Genomic DNA, 15,608 nt, shown 5'->3' on the forward strand with positions numbered 1-15,608 from the left:
GTCTGTCAGGGGTGGGGGTCGCTCACCTTGCGGTAGCGCTTGCCATATTTGAGTTGCTGGATAAGCAGGGCGGCGACAATGAGAACCAGCCCGATGGGGGTTGCCGGGTGAATGGCTTCGCCGATCAACAGGTTGAGCAGCACCAGAGAGGCAAACGGCGAGATGAAGATGAGGTTGCTGATGGGGGCCGTGTTGGTGGCGTGGCGCAGTGCCATCAGCCAGAGCACGAAACCGAAGCCCATCTCGAACAGCCCCACATAGATGGCGCCAGCCCATCCCTGCCAGGCGGTCATGGCAAAGTCCGAGAGCAACCAGGTCGCCACGATGATGAAGGGCAGGCTGATGAGGAAGCCGAGCAGCAGGCTGACGACGGGATCCCCCTGATTGCGGGTGTTGAGGATCCAGTAACCGGCCCAGATCAGGGTCGACACCAGCGCCAGCGTGACGCCGAGGGGGCTGTCGAACTGTAGACCGAACACGTCCCCCCTGGTGGCGATCACCAGGGCGCCGAAATAGCCGAGCACGATGGCGACGCCATCGCGGCGGCGCAGCTTTTGACCGAGGAAGGGAACGGCCAGCAGGCTGAGGGTGATGGCCCAGGTGTAGTTGAGAGTCTGCGCCTGCTGGGCGGGCAGCAGATCATATGCCTTGAACAGCAGCAGGTAATAGAGAAAGGGGTTCAGGACCCCGAGAGCGAGGTAGTAGAGGGGGCGACTCTTGATGTAGTCGAGCAGTAGCGGCAGTTTGCCCTGACAGGCCACGATGCACCCCAGGGTCAGGGTCGAGGTGCAGGCCGCGACCAGCAGCAGCTGTACCGGTTCAAAGTAGGCGAGGGAGATCTTGAAGGCGCTGGCCACCGTGGACCAGAGGGCGACGGCACAGAGCCCGTACTGGTAGGCTTTCTTCTGATTCTTGAGCATGGGATGGGTTCCGCAGACAGGGGCGAGGGCGCAGTCTATCAGCCTGTTTGCAACATTGTCGTTACCATCTTGCCGAAGGCGATGGGCCGATCGCAGGGAGATCCATCCGCCACACAACATTGCGCACAATCTGTCCGCCTTCACTTGCGTGAGTGGAAAAAATCCGTATAATCCCCTCCGCTTGCCCATGAGGCAGCCAGACGATATGTCTGCTTGCTGAGCTTCCCGTTTACGAGTTGCCAGCCATACAGTCCTCCCGATATGGGAGGAAACGTGAAAAATCACACCTCTGGCGGGAGTAATCCCGGTCGGGCGGTGTTGATTTATGTTCTTTTATCTATTGGAGCTCTGTCAATGCAGAACCAAAGAATCCGTATCCGCCTGAAGGCTTTTGATCATCGCCTGATCGATCAATCCACTGCGGAAATCGTTGAAACTGCTAAGCGCACTGGCGCGCAGGTTCGCGGTCCTATCCCGCTGCCGACTCGCAAAGAGCGTTTCACCGTTCTGATCTCCCCGCACGTCAACAAAGACGCGCGTGATCAGTACGAGATCCGCACTCACAAGCGTCTGGTAGACATCGTTGAACCGACTGACAAGACCGTTGACGCTCTGATGCGTCTGGATCTGGCAGCTGGTGTAGACGTCCAGATCAGCCTGGGTTAATTACGGAAAGAGGTTGATAACAATGACAATCGGTCTTGTAGGTCGCAAAGTGGGTATGACTCGCATCTTCACTGAAGATGGCGTTTCTATCCCGGTGACTGTTATCGAAGTTGAAGCTAACCGTGTAACTCAGGTCAAATCTGTAGAAACCGACGGCTACAACGCTATTCAGGTTACCACTGGCGCCAAGAAAGCCAGCCGCGTAACCAAGCCGGAAGCTGGCCACTTCGCCAAAGCTGGTGTAGAAGCCGGTCGCGGTCTGTGGGAATTCCGCCTGAACAACGGTGAAACTTTCACTGTTGGTAGCGAGCTGAAAGTAGATCTTCTCGCTGACGTTAAGCTGGTAGACGTTACCGGCACATCCAAGGGTAAAGGTTTTGCCGGTACTGTTAAGCGCTGGAACTTCCGTACCCAGGATATGACCCACGGTAACTCCCTGTCCCACCGTGTACCTGGCTCCATCGGTCAAAACCAGACCCCGGGCCGTGTATTCAAGGGCAAGAAGATGGCTGGTCACATGGGTGCTGAGCGTGTAACGACTCAGAACCTGGAACTGGTTCGTGTTGACGCTGAACGCAACCTGCTGCTCATCAAAGGCGCAGTACCGGGTGCAACCAACGGCAACGTGATCGTCAAACCTGCCGTCAAAGCGTAACGTCTGAGGAGATAGTAATGGAATTGGTAATGAAAGACGCCAAGAGCGCTCTTGAAGTTTCCGAGACTACCTTCGGGCGCGAATTCAACGAAGCTCTGGTTCACCAGGTTGTCGTTGCATATGCCGCTGGTGCCCGTCAGGGTACTCGTGCGCAGCTGACTCGCTCTGAAGTGTCTGGTGGCGGCAAAAAGCCGTGGCGTCAGAAGGGTACTGGTCGTGCCCGTGCTGGCTCCATCCGTTCGCCCATCTGGCGTTCCGGTGGTGTGACCTTTGCTGCTAAGCCGCAAGATCACAGCCAGAAAGTAAACAAGAAGATGTACCGCGGCGCTATCCGTAGCATCCTGTCCGAGCTGGTACGTCAAGAGCGCCTGATCGTTGTTGAGAAGTTCGGCATCGAAGCGCCGAAGACCAAAGAACTGATCGCCAAGCTGAAAGAAATGGAACTGACTGACGTTCTGATCGTGACTGCTGAAGTCGATGAGAACCTGTTCCTGGCTGCTCGTAACCTGTACAAAGTTGACGTGCGTGACGTTGCCGGTATCGACCCGGTCAGCCTGATCGCTTTCGACAAGGTTCTGATGACTGCTGACGCAGTTAAGCAAATCGAGGAGATGCTGGCATGATCCGTGAAGAGCGTCTGCTGAAAGTTCTGAAGGCTCCGCACATCTCTGAAAAGAGCACCATGGTCGCAGAAAAGCAGAACACTATCGTGTTCAAAGTTGCTGTTGATGCCACCAAGGCGGAAGTCAAAGCTGCAGTTGCGAAACTGTTCGAGGTCGAAGTTGAGACCGTCCGTACCCTGAACATGAAGGGTAAGACCAAGCGCGCAGGTGCACGCGTAGGCCGTCGTTCCGATTGGAAAAAGGCTTATGTGACCCTGAAAGCTGGTCAGGACATCGACTTCATGGGCGCAGCCGAGTAAGAGGAGTTCTGAAAAATGGCAATCGTTAAGTGCAAGCCTACTTCTCCGGGCCGCCGCCACGTCGTCAAGATCGTCAACCAAGAGCTGTACAAGGGCAAGCCCTTCGCCGCTCTGCTGGACAGCAAAAGCAAGTCCGGTGGCCGTAACAACAACGGTCGTATCACCACTCGTCATATCGGTGGTGGTCACAAGCAACACTACCGTCTGATCGACTTCAAGCGCGACAAAGACGGCATTCCGGCCAAAGTTGAGCGTCTGGAATACGATCCTAACCGTACCGCAAACATCGCCCTGGTGCTGTATGCAGACGGTGAGCGTCGTTACATCCTGGCTCCGAAAGGCCTGAAAGCTGGTGATGCAATCGCCTCTGGTGCTGATGCTGCCATCAAGGTAGGTAACACCCTGCCGATGCGCAACATCCCGGTCGGTTCTACCGTTCACGCCGTTGAGATGAAGCCTGGTAAAGGTGCCCAGCTGGCTCGTTCCGCTGGTACTTTCATCCAGATCCTGGCTCGTGAAGGTAACTATGTAACTCTGCGTCTGCGTTCCGGCGAAGTACGTAAAGTTCTGGCCGAGTGCCGCGCTACCATCGGTGAAGTGGGTAACTCCGAGCACATGCTGCGTCAACTGGGTAAAGCCGGTGCTAACCGCTGGCGTGGTATTCGTCCGACCGTTCGCGGTATGGCGATGAACCCGGTTGATCACCCGCACGGTGGTGGTGAGGGTCGTAACAAGGGCATGCAGCCTGTGTCCCCATGGGGCCAGAAGGCTAAGGGCTTCAAGACCCGTAAGAACAAGCGTACCGACAAGTACATCGTACGTCGTCGTAACAAGTAATTGTTAACATAGAGGAATCACCATGCCACGTTCTCTCAAGAAGGGTCCATTTATCGACCTGCACTTGCTGAAGAAGGTAGAGAAAGCGGTGGAAAGCGGGGATAAAAAGCCGGTTAAGACCTGGTCCCGTCGTTCAATGATCATCCCGAACATGATCGGTTTGACCATCGCTGTCCATAATGGTCGTCAGCACGTTCCGGTTTTCGTTACCGAAGAAATGATCGGTCACAAACTGGGTGAATTCGCACCGACTCGTACTTATCGCGGCCATGCTGCTGATAAGAAGGCTAAGAAGCGCTAAGGGATAAATGATGGAAGCTATCGCTAAACACCGTTATGCCCGTACTTCTGCCCAGAAAGCTCGTCTGGTAGCCGATCAAGTACGTGGTCTGTCCGTAGACAAGGCTCTGAACATCCTGACCTTCAGCCCGAAAAAGGCTGCTGTTCTGGTGAAGAAAGTGCTGGAATCTGCCATTGCCAACGCTGAGCACAACGAAGGTGCCGATATCGACACCCTGCGTGTTGCCACCATCATGGTAGACGAAGGTCCCTCCATGAAGCGCATCCGCCCGCGTGCCAAAGGTCGCGCGGATCGTATCCTCAAGCGTACCGCTCACATCACTGTAGTGGTATCCGACGCTAAGGCTGGGAGATAAGCAATGGGTCAGAAAGTACATCCTAATGGCATTCGCCTGGGTATTACCAAGCCTTGGAATTCTACCTGGTTCGCGAACACCAAAGACTTCGCTGACAACCTGTACAGCGATTTCCAAGTACGCCAGTTCCTGACCAAGGAGCTGAAAAACGCTTCCTTGTCCAAGATCACTATCGAGCGTCCGGCCAAGAGCATCCGTGTGACCATTCACACCGCTCGTCCGGGCGTCGTGATCGGCAAGAAAGGCGAAGACGTTGAAAAACTGCGCAAAGCTGTAGCCGCAATCGCTGGCGTGCCTGCTCAGATCAACATTTCCGAAGTCCGCAAGCCGGAGCTGGATGGCAAACTGGTTGCCGACAGCATCACTTCCCAGCTGGAGCGTCGCGTAATGTTCCGTCGTGCTATGAAGCGCGCCGTACAGAACGCCATGCGCCTGGGTGCCAAGGGCATCAAAGTGGAAGTTTCCGGCCGTCTGGGCGGCGCTGAAATCGCGCGTACCGAATGGTACCGTGAAGGTCGTGTGCCCCTGCACACCCTGCGCGCCGACATCGACTACGCAACTTCTGAAGCCCACACCACTTACGGTGTGATCGGCGTTAAAGTTTGGATCTTCAAGGGCGAAGTTCTGGGCGGTCTGGCTGCAGTCAATGCTGCCGCTGCTCAAGAGCAAGCTCCTGCGAAGCCCAAGCGTGACAACAAGCGCCGCGCTGCCAAGTAAGGAGATTCGGTAAATGTTGCAACCTAAGCGTACTAAATTCCGCAAGACCCACAAGGGTCGTAACCGCGGTCTGGCCAATGCCGGTAACGAAGTATCCTTCGGTACCTTTGGCCTGAAGGCGACATCTCGTGGTCAACTGACTGCTCGTCAAATCGAAGCAGCCCGTCGTGCCATGACCCGTCACGTTAAGCGTCAAGGCAAGATCTGGATCCGTGTGTTCCCGGACAAGCCCATCACCGAAAAGCCCCTCGAAGTTCGTATGGGTAAAGGTAAGGGTAACGTGGAATACTGGGTTTGCCCGATCCAGCCTGGCAAGGTTCTGTACGAGATGGATGGTGTACCTGAGGCTCTGGCGCGTGAAGCGTTTGCCCTGGCCGCAGCTAAGCTGTCTGTTCAGACCACTTTCGTAATTAAGACGGTGATGTGATGAAAGCCCAAGATCTGCGTCAAAAGAGCGTCGAAGAACTGAACCAGGAGCTGCTGGGTCTGCTGCGTGAGCAATTCAACATGCGCATGCAAGCTTCCACCGGCCAGCTGGCTCAGACTCACACTCTGAAACAAGTGCGTCGTGACGTCGCACGTATCAAGACTGTACTGACTGAGAAGGCAGGTGCGTAATGACTGACAAGATCCGTACTCTGCAAGGTCGTGTAATTAGCGACAAGATGGACAAGTCCATCACCGTCGCTATCGAGCGCAAGGTAAAGCACCCGATCTACGGTAAGATCATCAAGCGCACTACCAAGCTGCACGTGCATGACGAGAACAACGAGTGCAAGGCTGGCGATCTCGTGGAAATCCGCGAGTGCCGCCCGCTGTCCAAGACCAAGTCCTGGACCCTGGTTGCTGTCGTAGAAAAGGCCTAATTCGGTACTTTTTAGCCCAAACGGCCCCCCATCGGGGCCGTTTGTTTTTTAGGCTACCTTTTCAAAAATAGCTGTGTTATAGTTTCGCGCCTTTTGAAGGCAGCCAGATCCCATCAGGGATAAGAAGTAAACAAAGCGGAGCACTAAGATGATCCAGATGCAAAGTATGCTGGGTGTTGCCGACAACTCCGGCGCTCGCAGTGTAATGTGTATTAAGGTTCTGGGTGGTTCGCACCGCCGTTATGCCGGCATCGGCGACATCATCAAGGTTTCCATCAAGGAAGCCATTCCTCGCGGTAAAGTGAAGAAAGGTGATGTGTATAACGCGGTGGTCGTACGCACCCGTAAAGGCGTTCGTCGTCCGGACGGCTCTGTCATCCGTTTCGACAACAATGCGGCTGTGTTGCTTAACAACAACCAACAGCCAATCGGTACTCGTATTTTTGGCCCGGTGACCCGTGAACTCCGTAACGAGAAGTTCATGAAGATTGTGTCCCTGGCACCCGAAGTACTGTAAGGAGTCGAACGATGGCAGCTAAAATCCGTCGCGAAGACGAAGTAATTGTTCTTACCGGCAAAGACAAGGGCAAGCGTGGCAAAGTCACTCAAGTCCTGATTGCAAAAGGTAAGGTAATCGTGGAAGGCATCAACCAGGTGAAGAAACACCAAAAGCCGGTACCCGCACTGGGTCAGGCTGGCGGCATCGTCACCAAAGAAGCCCCCATCGATGTATCTAACGTCGCGCTGTTCAACTCTGCCACTGGCAAGGCTGACCGCGTTGGTTTCCGGATTGAAGACGGCAAGAAAGTCCGTTTCTTCAAATCCACCGGCGAACTTGTGAAGTAATTGGAGTTTAACGATGGCGAAACTGCATGATTACTACAAATCCGATGTAGTAAATGAACTGTCCAAGCAGTTCGGTTACAAGACTATCATGCAAGTCCCTCGGATCGAGAAAATCACCCTGAACATGGGTGTTGGTGAAGCGATCTCTGACAAGAAGTTGCTGGAAAATGCTGCTGCCGATATGGCTGCCATTTCCGGTCAGAAGCCGCTGATCACCAAAGCACGCAAATCTGTTGCGGGCTTCAAGATTCGTGAAGGCTACCCGATAGGTTGTAAAGTAACCCTGCGTGGCGAGCGTATGTGGGAGTTCCTGGAACGGCTGATTTGCATCTCCGTACCGCGTATCCGTGACTTCCGTGGTCTGAACGCCAAGGCGTTCGATGGCCGTGGTAACTACTCCATGGGCGTGCGTGAGCAAATCATCTTCCCGGAAATCGACTATGACAAGGTCGATCGCGTCCGTGGTCTGGATATCACCATCACCACTTCCGCGAATACCGACGAAGAAGGCCGTGCTCTGCTGGCTGCCTTTAACTTCCCATTCCGCAAGTAAGGTTAGGGTTATGGCTAAAACATCCATGAAAGCACGTGAAGCAAAGCGTGCGAAGCTGGCAGCCAAGTTCGCGACCAAGCGTACCGAGCTGAAAGCTATCATCGTTGATATGAACGCTTCTGAAGAAGCGCGTTGGGATGCTGTCTTGCAACTGCAACAGCTGCCCCGTGATTCCAGTCCGTCCCGCCAGCGTAACCGTTGCAACATCACTGGTCGTCCGCACGGTTTCCTGCGGAAGTTTGGCCTCTCTCGCATCAAGGTGCGTGAGCATGCCATGAAGGGCGAAATTCCGGGCCTCAAAAAGGCCTCTTGGTAAGAATCTCGGGAGTTAGACTATGAGCATGCAAGATCCGATCGCGGATATGCTGACCCGCATCCGTAACGGTCAGGCGGCGAGCAAAGTTGCGGTTTCCATGCCTTCTTCCAAGCTGAAAGTGGCTATCGCCAAAGTGCTGAAAGAAGAAGGTTACATCGCTGGCTACAACGTAGCTGGTGACGTGAAACCGGAACTGGAAATCGAACTGAAGTATTTCCAGGGCAAGCCGGTTGTAGAACTGATCCAACGCGTGAGCCGTCCCGGCCTGCGTATTTACAAGCGCACTACTGATCTGCCGAAAGTCATGGGCGGTCTCGGTGTTGCTATCGTGTCCACGTCTAAAGGTGTGATGACCGACCGTGCTGCCCGCAAGGCAAGCATGGGTGGTGAGATCATCTGCTACGTCGCTTAATAGGAGGTCGGAAATGTCTCGCGTTGCTAAGGCACCCGTCACTATTCCTGCTGGCGTAGAGGTGACTCTGAACGGCCAAGAACTGTCCATCAAAGGTGGCAAGGGTTCCCTGGTTCGTTCCATCCACGCCGGTGTAGAAGTGACCAAAGAAGACAATGTACTGAAGTTCGCCCCGCGCGACGGCATCGCTGGTGCTGACGCTCAGGCCGGTACTGCCCGTGCATTGGTCAACAACATGGTAGTCGGTGTTACCCAAGGCTTCGAGCGCAAGCTGCAGCTGGTTGGTGTAGGTTACAAAGCCTCCATCAAGGGCAATGCTGTTGCGCTGGCACTGGGCTTCTCTCACCCGGTAGAGCATGCGCTGCCGGCTGGTGTCACCGCTGAATGTCCGTCCGCCACCGAGATCGTTCTGCGTGGTGTGGACAAGCAGCTGGTTGGCCAAGTCGCCGCCGATATCCGTGCTTACCGCGCTCCGGAGCCCTACAAGGGCAAGGGTGTACGCTATGCCAACGAGCAAGTGCGTACTAAAGAAGCTAAGAAGAAGTAAGGTAACACTATGGACAAGAAAGCAGCTCGTCTCCGTCGTGCTACTCGTGCTCGGAAAAAGATGCAGGAACTGGGAGCTACCCGTCTGGTTGTTCACCGTACCCCGCGTCATATCTATGCGCAGGTTATTGCAGCCAACGGTTCCGAAGTTCTGGCCTCTGCTTCCACAGTAGAGAAAGCCATCAGTGAAGCTCTGAAATACACCGGTAACGCAGATGCTGCTACCGCTGTAGGTAAGGCTATCGCTGAGCGTGCTATTGCCAAAGGCGTTCAGAACGTATCTTTCGATCGTTCCGGTTTCAAGTATCACGGTCGTGTAGCCGCTCTGGCTGCCGCTGCTCGTGACGCTGGTCTTCAGTTCTAAGCTAGGAGTCGAAGATGGCTAAAGTCGAATCTCAAGCCGGCGAACTGCAAGAAAAGCTCATTGCAGTAAACCGTGTTTCGAAAACTGTTAAAGGTGGTCGTATCATGTCCTTCACCGCGTTGACCGTGGTGGGTGATGGTAACGGCCGTGTAGGTTACGGTTACGGTAAGGCCCGTGAAGTTCCGGCCGCCATTCAAAAGGCGATGGAACAGGCTAAGCGTAACCTGAACAAGGTTGAGCTGAACAACGGCACCCTGCACCACCCGGTGCGTGGCGTTCACTCTGGCTCCACCGTGTTCATGAAGCCGGCCTCCCAAGGTACTGGTATCATTGCAGGCGGCGCCATGCGTGCCGTACTGGAAGTTGCTGGTATCCACAACGTGCTGGCCAAGACCTACGGTTCCACCAACCCAATCAACGTTGTTCGCGCAACTGTCGACGCTCTGGTTCACGGTCAATCACCGGAACAGATCGCGGCCAAGCGTGGTCTGCGCGTTGAAGAAATTCTGGGGTAATGCGACATGGCTAACACTGTAAAAGTAACTCAAACTCGCAGCTCTATCGGCCGTCTGCCAAAGCACAAGGCGACTCTGCGTGGTCTGGGTCTGCGTCGCATTGGTCACACCGTTGAGCTGGAAGATACTCCCTGCGTACGCGGCATGATCAACCAGGTTTATTACATGGTTAAGGTGGAGGGCTAAGCATGCGTCTGAATACTCTGTCTCCGGCCGCTGGCTCCAAGCGCGTCAAGCACCGTCCGGGCCGTGGTATCGGTTCTGGTCTGGGCAAGACCGGTGGTCGTGGTGTTAAAGGTCAGACCTCTCGTTCCGGTGGCGGCAAGGTCCGCAACGGTTTCGAAGGCGGCCAGATGCCTTTAAAAATCCGTCTGCCGAAGTTCGGTTTCTTCTCTCGCAAATCTTTGGTTTCTGCCGAAGTGCGCCTGAATGAAATCGCCCTGGTAGAAGGTGATGTGGTCGACGTGAGCACTCTGAAGCAAGCCGGTGTTATTACCAAAAACATCGTGTTTGCTAAAGTTGTTCTGTCTGGCAACATTGACCGTGCTGTGACCGTTCGTGGTCTGTCCGTCACCAAGGGTGCACGTGCAGCCATCGAGGCCGCTGGCGGTAAAATCGAGGAATAATCAGTACAATGGCTAAGAAACCAGGATTGGATGTTAAAGCACAAGGTGGTCTGAGCGAACTGAAGAGCCGTCTGCTCTTCGTTCTCGGGGCAATTATCGTGTTCCGTGCAGGCTCTTATGTGCCGATCCCTGGTATTGACGCCGCCGTACTGGCCGAGTTGTTCCAACAACAGAAGGGCACCATCATTGAGATGTTCAACATGTTCAGTGGTGGTGCACTCTCGCGTGCTTCTATTCTTGCACTGGGGATCATGCCGTACATTTCGGCGTCGATCATTATCCAGTTGCTGACTGTGGTTCACCCTGCTCTTGCTGAACTCAAGAAAGAAGGTGAATCCGGCCGTCGCAAGATTAGCCAATATACCCGTTGGGGCACGCTGGTTTTGGGAACGTTCCAGGCCATTGGTATTGCAACCGGTCTGCCGAATATGATGCAAGGACTCGTGACTCATCCGGGTTTGGGCTTCTATTTCACAGCCGTTGTGAGTCTGGTCACCGGTACCATGTTCTTGATGTGGTTGGGTGAACAGATTACCGAGCGTGGGATTGGTAATGGTATCTCGTTGATTATCTTCACAGGTATCGTCGCCGGTCTGCCTCATGCCATTGGCGCTACGGCCGAACAGGCACGTCAAGGGGAATTGCACATCCTGCTGTTGTTGTTGCTGGGCTTGATTGTTTTCGCTGTGACTTACTTTGTGGTGTTCGTGGAGCGTGGTCAGCGTCGTATCGTCGTTAACTATGCCAAGCGTCAACAAGGCCGCCAGGTATTCGCTGCGCAAAGCACACACCTGCCGTTGAAAGTGAATATGGCCGGTGTGATTCCTGCGATTTTCGCATCCAGCATCATCCTCTTCCCGGGTACCATTACCTCCTGGTTTGGTCAGGGCGAGGGCAAGATCGCTGACATCCTGCAACAGGTCTCTATGGTCCTGCAGCCGGGTCAGCCCTTGTACGAGATGCTCTATGCAGCAGCCATTATCTTCTTCTGCTTCTTCTATACCGCGCTGGTGTTCAACCCCCGCGAGACAGCAGATAACCTGAAGAAGAGTGGAGCCTTTATCCCGGGGATCCGCCCGGGCGAGCAGACAGCACGTTACATCGATAAGGTTATGACTCGCCTGACATTGGCAGGTGCGCTCTATATTACCTTTATCTGTCTGGTACCCCAGTTCCTGATGACTGCCTGGAACGTACAGTTCTACTTCGGTGGCACCTCGCTGCTGATTATCGTGGTAGTTATCATGGACTTCATGGCTCAGGTTCAGACCCATATGATGTCTCATCAATATGGCGACGTCCTGAGGAAGGCCAACCTGAAGGGCTACGGCCGCTAAAGGTCGGCGTAGTTACGGAGTTAAGCAATGAAAGTTCGTGCTTCCGTTAAGGCAATCTGCCGTAACTGCAAAATCATCAAGCGTCACGGTGTGGTGCGTGTGATTTGCAGCGAGCCAAAGCATAAACAGCGCCAAGGCTAATTTTTTACGGTTAGTACTTGCAACAAATAGTTGTGCTGGCTAATATAGCCAGCCAACTTTTGTTGTGTATTGGTTGACCGCCACGTATCCGCTCACGGGCTTTGTGGTGGTCGTTATCTACTATATGTAGGAGTGAATAGTGGCCCGTATCGCTGGCATTAACATTCCTGACCATAAACATGCAGTCATTGCGTTGACTGCTATTTATGGCGTCGGTCGTACCCGCTCCAAGGCCATCTGTGCCGCAGCCGGTATCGCTGAGAATGTGAAAATTAAAGACCTGGACGAAGCTCAGATCGAGAGTCTGCGTGAACAAGTAGGTAAATTCACCGTCGAAGGTGACCTGCGTCGTCAGATTTCCATGAACATCAAGCGATTGATGGATCTGGGTTGCTACCGTGGTTTGCGTCACCGTCGTAGCCTGCCTGTTCGTGGTCAACGTACCAAGACCAACGCTCGTACCCGTAAGGGTCCGCGCAAGGCTATCAAGAAGTAACGGGAAGGTAGAAAATGGCTAAAACTCCGACTCGTGCTCGCAAGCGCGTTAAAAAGCAAGTGAGCGACGGTATTGCGCACGTTCATGCATCTTTCAACAACACAATCGTGACCATTACTGACCGTCAGGGCAATGCTCTGTCTTGGGCTACCTCTGGTGGTTCCGGTTTCCGTGGTTCCCGTAAGTCCACTCCGTTTGCTGCCCAGGTAGCTGCTGAGCGTGCTGGTGAGATCGCCAAAGAATACGGCGTGAAGAACCTGGAAGTCATGGTCAAAGGTCCGGGTCCCGGTCGTGAGTCTTCCATCCGCGCTCTGAACGCGGCTGGTTTCCGCATCACTAACATTACTGATGTGACTCCGATCCCGCACAACGGTTGTCGTCCTCCCAAGAAGCGCCGCGTGTAACGCTGTAGCTACTTGGTCTAGGATTGTTGGAGAAAGAAGATGGCAAGATATATCGGTCCTAAGCTTAAGCTTAGCCGTCGTGAGGGCACCGACCTCTTCCTGAAGTCTGGTGTTCGTGCGATTGATTCTAAGTGCAAGATTGACACCGTTCCTGGTCAACACGGTGCGCGTAAAGCGCGTCTGTCCGACTACGGTGTGCAACTGCGCGAGAAACAAAAAGTACGTCGTATCTACGGCGTATTGGAAAAACAGTTCCGCAACTACTACCGCGACGCTGCCCGTCAAAAGGGTAACACCGGTGAAAACCTGTTGCAGCTGCTGGAAGGTCGTCTGGACAACGTCGTCTACCGCATGGGCTTCGGCGCCACTCGTGCTGAATCTCGTCAGCTGGTGAGCCACAAAGCCATCATGGTAAACGGCCGCGTTGTGAATGTTCCTTCTTTCCAGGTATCCCCTGAGGACGTGATCTGCGTTCGCGAGAAGGCTAAGAAGCAAGCGCGTATCAAAGCTTCCCTGGAAGTTGCTGGTCAGCGCGAGAAGCCGACTTGGGTAGAGGTTGACGCTGCTAAGATGGAAGGTGCCTTCAAGCGCCTGCCGGAGCGTTCCGACCTGTCTGCCGACATTAACGAACAGCTGATCGTCGAGCTTTACTCCAAGTAAAGCTAGCTTCTAAAGAGAGGACACAATGCTGGGTTCTGTAACAGATTTTCTTAAACCGCGGCTAGTTGACATCGAGCAAGTTAGCCCGACTCACGCGAAAGTGACTCTCGAGCCGCTTGAGCGTGGCTTTGGCCATACGCTGGGCAATGCCCTGCGTCGTATTTTGCTGTCATCTATGCCCGGTTGTGCGGTTACTGAAGTCGAGATCGACGGAGTACTGCACGAGTACAGCAGCAAAGAAGGTGTACAGGAAGACATTCTTGAAATCCTGCTCAACCTGAAAGGTATCGCTGTGAAGCTGGAAGGCAAGGACGAGGTAACTCTGTCCCTGACCAAGTCTGGAACAGGCCCCGTTACCGCTGGTGATATCACTCACGGTGATGAAGTCGAGATCGTAAACCCGGAGCACGTAATCTGCCACCTGACTGGTGCAAATGCTGAGATCAGCATGCGCCTGAAAGTTCAGCGCGGTCGTGGTTATGTGCCTGCTTCTGCTCGTGTTCACAACGATGATGAAGAGCGTCCCATCGGTCGCCTGCTGCTGGACTCCGCGTTCAGCCCCATCGTTCGCATCGCCTACAATGTCGAGGCGGCACGTGTGGAACAGCGCACCGACTTGGACAAGCTGGTTATCGACATGGAGACCAATGGTACTCTGGATCCGGAAGAAGCCATCCGTCGTTCCGCCACTATTCTGGCAGAGCAACTGGAAGCCTTCGTGGATCTGCGCGATGTCAGCGTGCCCGAGAAGAAAGAAGAGAAACCCGAGTTTGATCCGATTCTGCTGCGTCCTGTCGATGATTTGGAGCTGACAGTTCGTTCAGCGAACTGTCTGAAGGCAGAAGCTATCCACTATATTGGTGATCTGGTACAGCGTACCGAAGTTGAGTTGCTTAAGACTCCTAACCTCGGTAAGAAGTCCCTGACTGAGATCAAGGACGTGTTGGCCTCCCGTGGTCTGTCTCTTGGCATGCGCCTTGAGAACTGGCCGCCCGCCAGCATCGCTGACGAGTAATCCAGATTACGGGTTTCACAGATTTAGTTAGAAGGATAAGGTCATGCGCCATCGTTTGAGTGGTCGTCAACTGAACCGGAACAGCAGCCATCGTCAGGCTATGTTCCGCAACATGGCCAGCTCCCTGGTTCGTCATGAGATCATCAAGACGACTCTGCCTAAGGCAAAAGAGCTGCGTCGTGTAGTTGAACCGCTGATCACCCTTGCCAAGACTGATAGCGTAGCTAATCGTCGCCTGGCATTTGCCCGTACTCGCGATAACGCGATCGTGGCTAAGCTGTTCAATGAACTGGGCCCGCGCTACCTGGAGCGCGCCGGCGGTTATACTCGCATTCTGAAATGCGGTTTCCGTGCTGGCGACAACGCTCCTATGGCTTACATTGAGCTGGTAGACCGCCCGGCCGCTGCTGAAGCAGCTGCTGAGTGATAAAAGAAAAAGCCGGGCTTGTCCCGGCTTTTCTTTTAGTGGATTCTGATACTGCCTTTACTGCCTTTACTGCCTTTACTGCCTTTACTGCCTTTACTGCCTTTACTGCCTTTACTGCCTTTACTGCCTTTACTGCCTTTACTGCCTTTACTGCCTTTACTGCCTTTACTGCCTTTACTGCCTTTACTGCCTTTACTGCCTTTACTGCCTCGTTTTGTAAGTGAGAGATGATTTTTCAATAGTCTCTATATTTAAGTCGTTTATCTCTGCCTAAACGACAGGGGTTCTGTTGCATAGTCCAGAGTAGGGCAATGTCATCCTTCATTTGTCGTATAAGTAGGCCATGAGTCATGGAGTGTGGCGGCTATAGTGCCGTTGAGGACTTGTTTCTGTGGATAAGGTTGTATAAAAGCTGTGCTTGGATATGAATAACTAAAAAAGTGCCGATTTTTGCAATTTTATTGCAGAGGAGGGGTTGCCAGAACGAATTCGCTCCCTATAATGCGCCTCCATCGACAGGGCAAGCGGCAACGCAAAGCCTGAGTCGATAGCCTCGAAAAGCCTGTAAAAATAAGGCTTGACTCGAGAAGGCGGTTGAGTAGAATGCCACTCCCGCAGCAGCCAAAAGCTGCGTCGCTCTTTAACAATTTGAATCAAGCAATCTGTGTGGGCACTCACAGCATCGAGCATCAAAAACAATTTTTGATATCA

30 protein-coding genes are annotated in these 15,608 nt (G+C 53.8%); 29 read left to right on the top strand and 1 reads right to left on the bottom strand.

What is annotated here, in order from left to right; genetic code table 11:
- Positions 1-5 precede the first annotated feature (5 nt).
- The gene (locus tag OKC41_RS14425; RefSeq protein ID WP_183149188.1) at positions 6-920 is read right to left on the bottom strand and encodes a DMT family transporter; all 915 of its coding nucleotides are present in this window, start codon (positions 918-920) and stop codon (positions 6-8) included.
- A gap of 354 nt (positions 921-1,274) precedes the next feature.
- On the opposite strand from OKC41_RS14425, the gene rpsJ reads away from it, so the two are divergent.
- From rpsJ to OKC41_RS14570, 29 genes are all read left to right on the top strand, one after another.
- Entirely contained in the window at positions 1,275-1,586 is a 312-nt protein-coding gene (gene rpsJ, locus OKC41_RS14430) for a 30S ribosomal protein S10 (RefSeq protein WP_005307944.1), read from the top strand.
- 22 nt (positions 1,587-1,608) lie between these two features.
- Complete coding sequence (gene rplC / locus OKC41_RS14435; protein WP_010672559.1) at positions 1,609-2,241, top strand: 50S ribosomal protein L3; 633 nt, start codon at positions 1,609-1,611, stop codon at positions 2,239-2,241.
- Positions 2,242-2,258: 17 nt separating this feature from the next.
- Positions 2,259-2,864: a 50S ribosomal protein L4 gene (gene rplD / locus OKC41_RS14440; RefSeq protein ID WP_005340616.1), complete on the top strand. Its 606-nt coding sequence runs from the start codon at positions 2,259-2,261 to the stop codon at positions 2,862-2,864.
- A complete protein-coding gene (rplW, locus tag OKC41_RS14445; protein ID WP_342690021.1) occupies positions 2,864-3,163 on the top strand; it encodes a 50S ribosomal protein L23 in 300 nt (99 codons plus the stop codon). The genes rplD and rplW overlap by 1 nt, the downstream gene beginning before the upstream one ends.
- Before the next feature lie 15 nt (positions 3,164-3,178).
- Positions 3,179-4,000, top strand: coding sequence for a 50S ribosomal protein L2 (gene rplB / locus OKC41_RS14450; protein ID WP_010672560.1), 822 nt, complete (start codon positions 3,179-3,181; stop codon positions 3,998-4,000).
- A gap of 22 nt (positions 4,001-4,022) precedes the next feature.
- A complete protein-coding gene (rpsS, locus tag OKC41_RS14455; RefSeq protein WP_005307960.1) occupies positions 4,023-4,301 on the top strand; it encodes a 30S ribosomal protein S19 in 279 nt (92 codons plus the stop codon).
- A 10-nt stretch (positions 4,302-4,311) separates the two neighbouring features.
- Positions 4,312-4,656: a 50S ribosomal protein L22 gene (rplV, locus tag OKC41_RS14460; RefSeq protein WP_010672561.1), complete on the top strand. Its 345-nt coding sequence runs from the start codon at positions 4,312-4,314 to the stop codon at positions 4,654-4,656.
- Between the two features lie 3 nt (positions 4,657-4,659).
- Complete coding sequence (gene rpsC / locus OKC41_RS14465; protein WP_005331168.1) at positions 4,660-5,373, top strand: 30S ribosomal protein S3; 714 nt, start codon at positions 4,660-4,662, stop codon at positions 5,371-5,373.
- Between the two features lie 13 nt (positions 5,374-5,386).
- Positions 5,387-5,800, top strand: coding sequence for a 50S ribosomal protein L16 (gene rplP, locus OKC41_RS14470; RefSeq protein ID WP_010672562.1), 414 nt, complete (start codon positions 5,387-5,389; stop codon positions 5,798-5,800).
- Positions 5,800-5,991, top strand: coding sequence for a 50S ribosomal protein L29 (gene rpmC, locus OKC41_RS14475; RefSeq protein ID WP_005307965.1), 192 nt, complete (start codon positions 5,800-5,802; stop codon positions 5,989-5,991). Before rplP ends, rpmC begins: the two co-directional genes overlap by 1 nt.
- Positions 5,991-6,239: a 30S ribosomal protein S17 gene (rpsQ, locus tag OKC41_RS14480; RefSeq protein ID WP_005307966.1), complete on the top strand. Its 249-nt coding sequence runs from the start codon at positions 5,991-5,993 to the stop codon at positions 6,237-6,239. Before rpmC ends, rpsQ begins: the two co-directional genes overlap by 1 nt.
- A gap of 148 nt (positions 6,240-6,387) precedes the next feature.
- On the top strand, positions 6,388-6,756 hold the full coding sequence (rplN, locus tag OKC41_RS14485) for a 50S ribosomal protein L14 (RefSeq protein WP_005307975.1): 369 nt from the start codon (positions 6,388-6,390) through the stop codon (positions 6,754-6,756).
- Between the two features lie 11 nt (positions 6,757-6,767).
- On the top strand, positions 6,768-7,085 hold the full coding sequence (gene rplX, locus OKC41_RS14490) for a 50S ribosomal protein L24 (protein ID WP_005307977.1): 318 nt from the start codon (positions 6,768-6,770) through the stop codon (positions 7,083-7,085).
- A 13-nt stretch (positions 7,086-7,098) separates the two neighbouring features.
- Positions 7,099-7,638 carry a 50S ribosomal protein L5 gene (gene rplE, locus OKC41_RS14495; RefSeq protein WP_005331162.1) on the top strand — a complete coding sequence of 180 codons (540 nt, stop codon included), beginning with the start codon at positions 7,099-7,101 and terminating at the stop codon, positions 7,636-7,638.
- A gap of 10 nt (positions 7,639-7,648) precedes the next feature.
- The gene (rpsN, locus tag OKC41_RS14500; protein ID WP_005331161.1) at positions 7,649-7,954 is read left to right on the top strand and encodes a 30S ribosomal protein S14; all 306 of its coding nucleotides are present in this window, start codon (positions 7,649-7,651) and stop codon (positions 7,952-7,954) included.
- Positions 7,955-7,973: 19 nt separating this feature from the next.
- Positions 7,974-8,366, top strand: coding sequence for a 30S ribosomal protein S8 (gene rpsH / locus OKC41_RS14505; protein WP_010672564.1), 393 nt, complete (start codon positions 7,974-7,976; stop codon positions 8,364-8,366).
- A gap of 13 nt (positions 8,367-8,379) precedes the next feature.
- Entirely contained in the window at positions 8,380-8,913 is a 534-nt protein-coding gene (rplF, locus tag OKC41_RS14510; RefSeq protein WP_010672565.1) for a 50S ribosomal protein L6, read from the top strand.
- Positions 8,914-8,922: 9 nt separating this feature from the next.
- Positions 8,923-9,276, top strand: coding sequence for a 50S ribosomal protein L18 (gene rplR, locus OKC41_RS14515; protein WP_010672566.1), 354 nt, complete (start codon positions 8,923-8,925; stop codon positions 9,274-9,276).
- 14 nt (positions 9,277-9,290) lie between these two features.
- Positions 9,291-9,791 carry a 30S ribosomal protein S5 gene (rpsE, locus tag OKC41_RS14520; RefSeq protein ID WP_005340605.1) on the top strand — a complete coding sequence of 167 codons (501 nt, stop codon included), beginning with the start codon at positions 9,291-9,293 and terminating at the stop codon, positions 9,789-9,791.
- A gap of 6 nt (positions 9,792-9,797) precedes the next feature.
- Positions 9,798-9,977, top strand: coding sequence for a 50S ribosomal protein L30 (gene rpmD / locus OKC41_RS14525; protein ID WP_005307985.1), 180 nt, complete (start codon positions 9,798-9,800; stop codon positions 9,975-9,977).
- 2 nt (positions 9,978-9,979) lie between these two features.
- Positions 9,980-10,417 (top strand): 50S ribosomal protein L15, encoded by a 438-nt coding sequence (gene rplO, locus OKC41_RS14530; protein WP_005307987.1) that lies wholly within the window; start codon positions 9,980-9,982, stop codon positions 10,415-10,417.
- A gap of 8 nt (positions 10,418-10,425) precedes the next feature.
- Complete coding sequence (secY, locus tag OKC41_RS14535; protein ID WP_010672567.1) at positions 10,426-11,754, top strand: preprotein translocase subunit SecY; 1,329 nt, start codon at positions 10,426-10,428, stop codon at positions 11,752-11,754.
- Between the two features lie 27 nt (positions 11,755-11,781).
- On the top strand, positions 11,782-11,895 hold the full coding sequence (rpmJ, locus tag OKC41_RS14540) for a 50S ribosomal protein L36 (protein ID WP_005319705.1): 114 nt from the start codon (positions 11,782-11,784) through the stop codon (positions 11,893-11,895).
- A gap of 139 nt (positions 11,896-12,034) precedes the next feature.
- Positions 12,035-12,391 carry a 30S ribosomal protein S13 gene (gene rpsM / locus OKC41_RS14545; protein ID WP_005307991.1) on the top strand — a complete coding sequence of 119 codons (357 nt, stop codon included), beginning with the start codon at positions 12,035-12,037 and terminating at the stop codon, positions 12,389-12,391.
- Between the two features lie 14 nt (positions 12,392-12,405).
- The gene (gene rpsK, locus OKC41_RS14550; protein ID WP_005319702.1) at positions 12,406-12,795 is read left to right on the top strand and encodes a 30S ribosomal protein S11; all 390 of its coding nucleotides are present in this window, start codon (positions 12,406-12,408) and stop codon (positions 12,793-12,795) included.
- A gap of 39 nt (positions 12,796-12,834) precedes the next feature.
- Entirely contained in the window at positions 12,835-13,455 is a 621-nt protein-coding gene (gene rpsD, locus OKC41_RS14555) for a 30S ribosomal protein S4 (protein ID WP_010672568.1), read from the top strand.
- A 25-nt stretch (positions 13,456-13,480) separates the two neighbouring features.
- Complete coding sequence (gene rpoA, locus OKC41_RS14560) at positions 13,481-14,470, top strand: DNA-directed RNA polymerase subunit alpha (RefSeq protein ID WP_005307997.1); 990 nt, start codon at positions 13,481-13,483, stop codon at positions 14,468-14,470.
- Positions 14,471-14,513: 43 nt separating this feature from the next.
- The gene (gene rplQ / locus OKC41_RS14565) at positions 14,514-14,897 is read left to right on the top strand and encodes a 50S ribosomal protein L17 (protein ID WP_005307999.1); all 384 of its coding nucleotides are present in this window, start codon (positions 14,514-14,516) and stop codon (positions 14,895-14,897) included.
- Positions 14,894-15,121, top strand: coding sequence for a hypothetical protein (locus tag OKC41_RS14570; RefSeq protein ID WP_270672115.1), 228 nt, complete (start codon positions 14,894-14,896; stop codon positions 15,119-15,121). Before rplQ ends, OKC41_RS14570 begins: the two co-directional genes overlap by 4 nt.
- Positions 15,122-15,608 lie beyond the last annotated feature (487 nt).

The organism is Aeromonas sp. QDB17, from assembly GCF_027705305.1.
GTDB lineage: Bacteria > Pseudomonadota > Gammaproteobacteria > Enterobacterales > Aeromonadaceae > Aeromonas > Aeromonas caviae.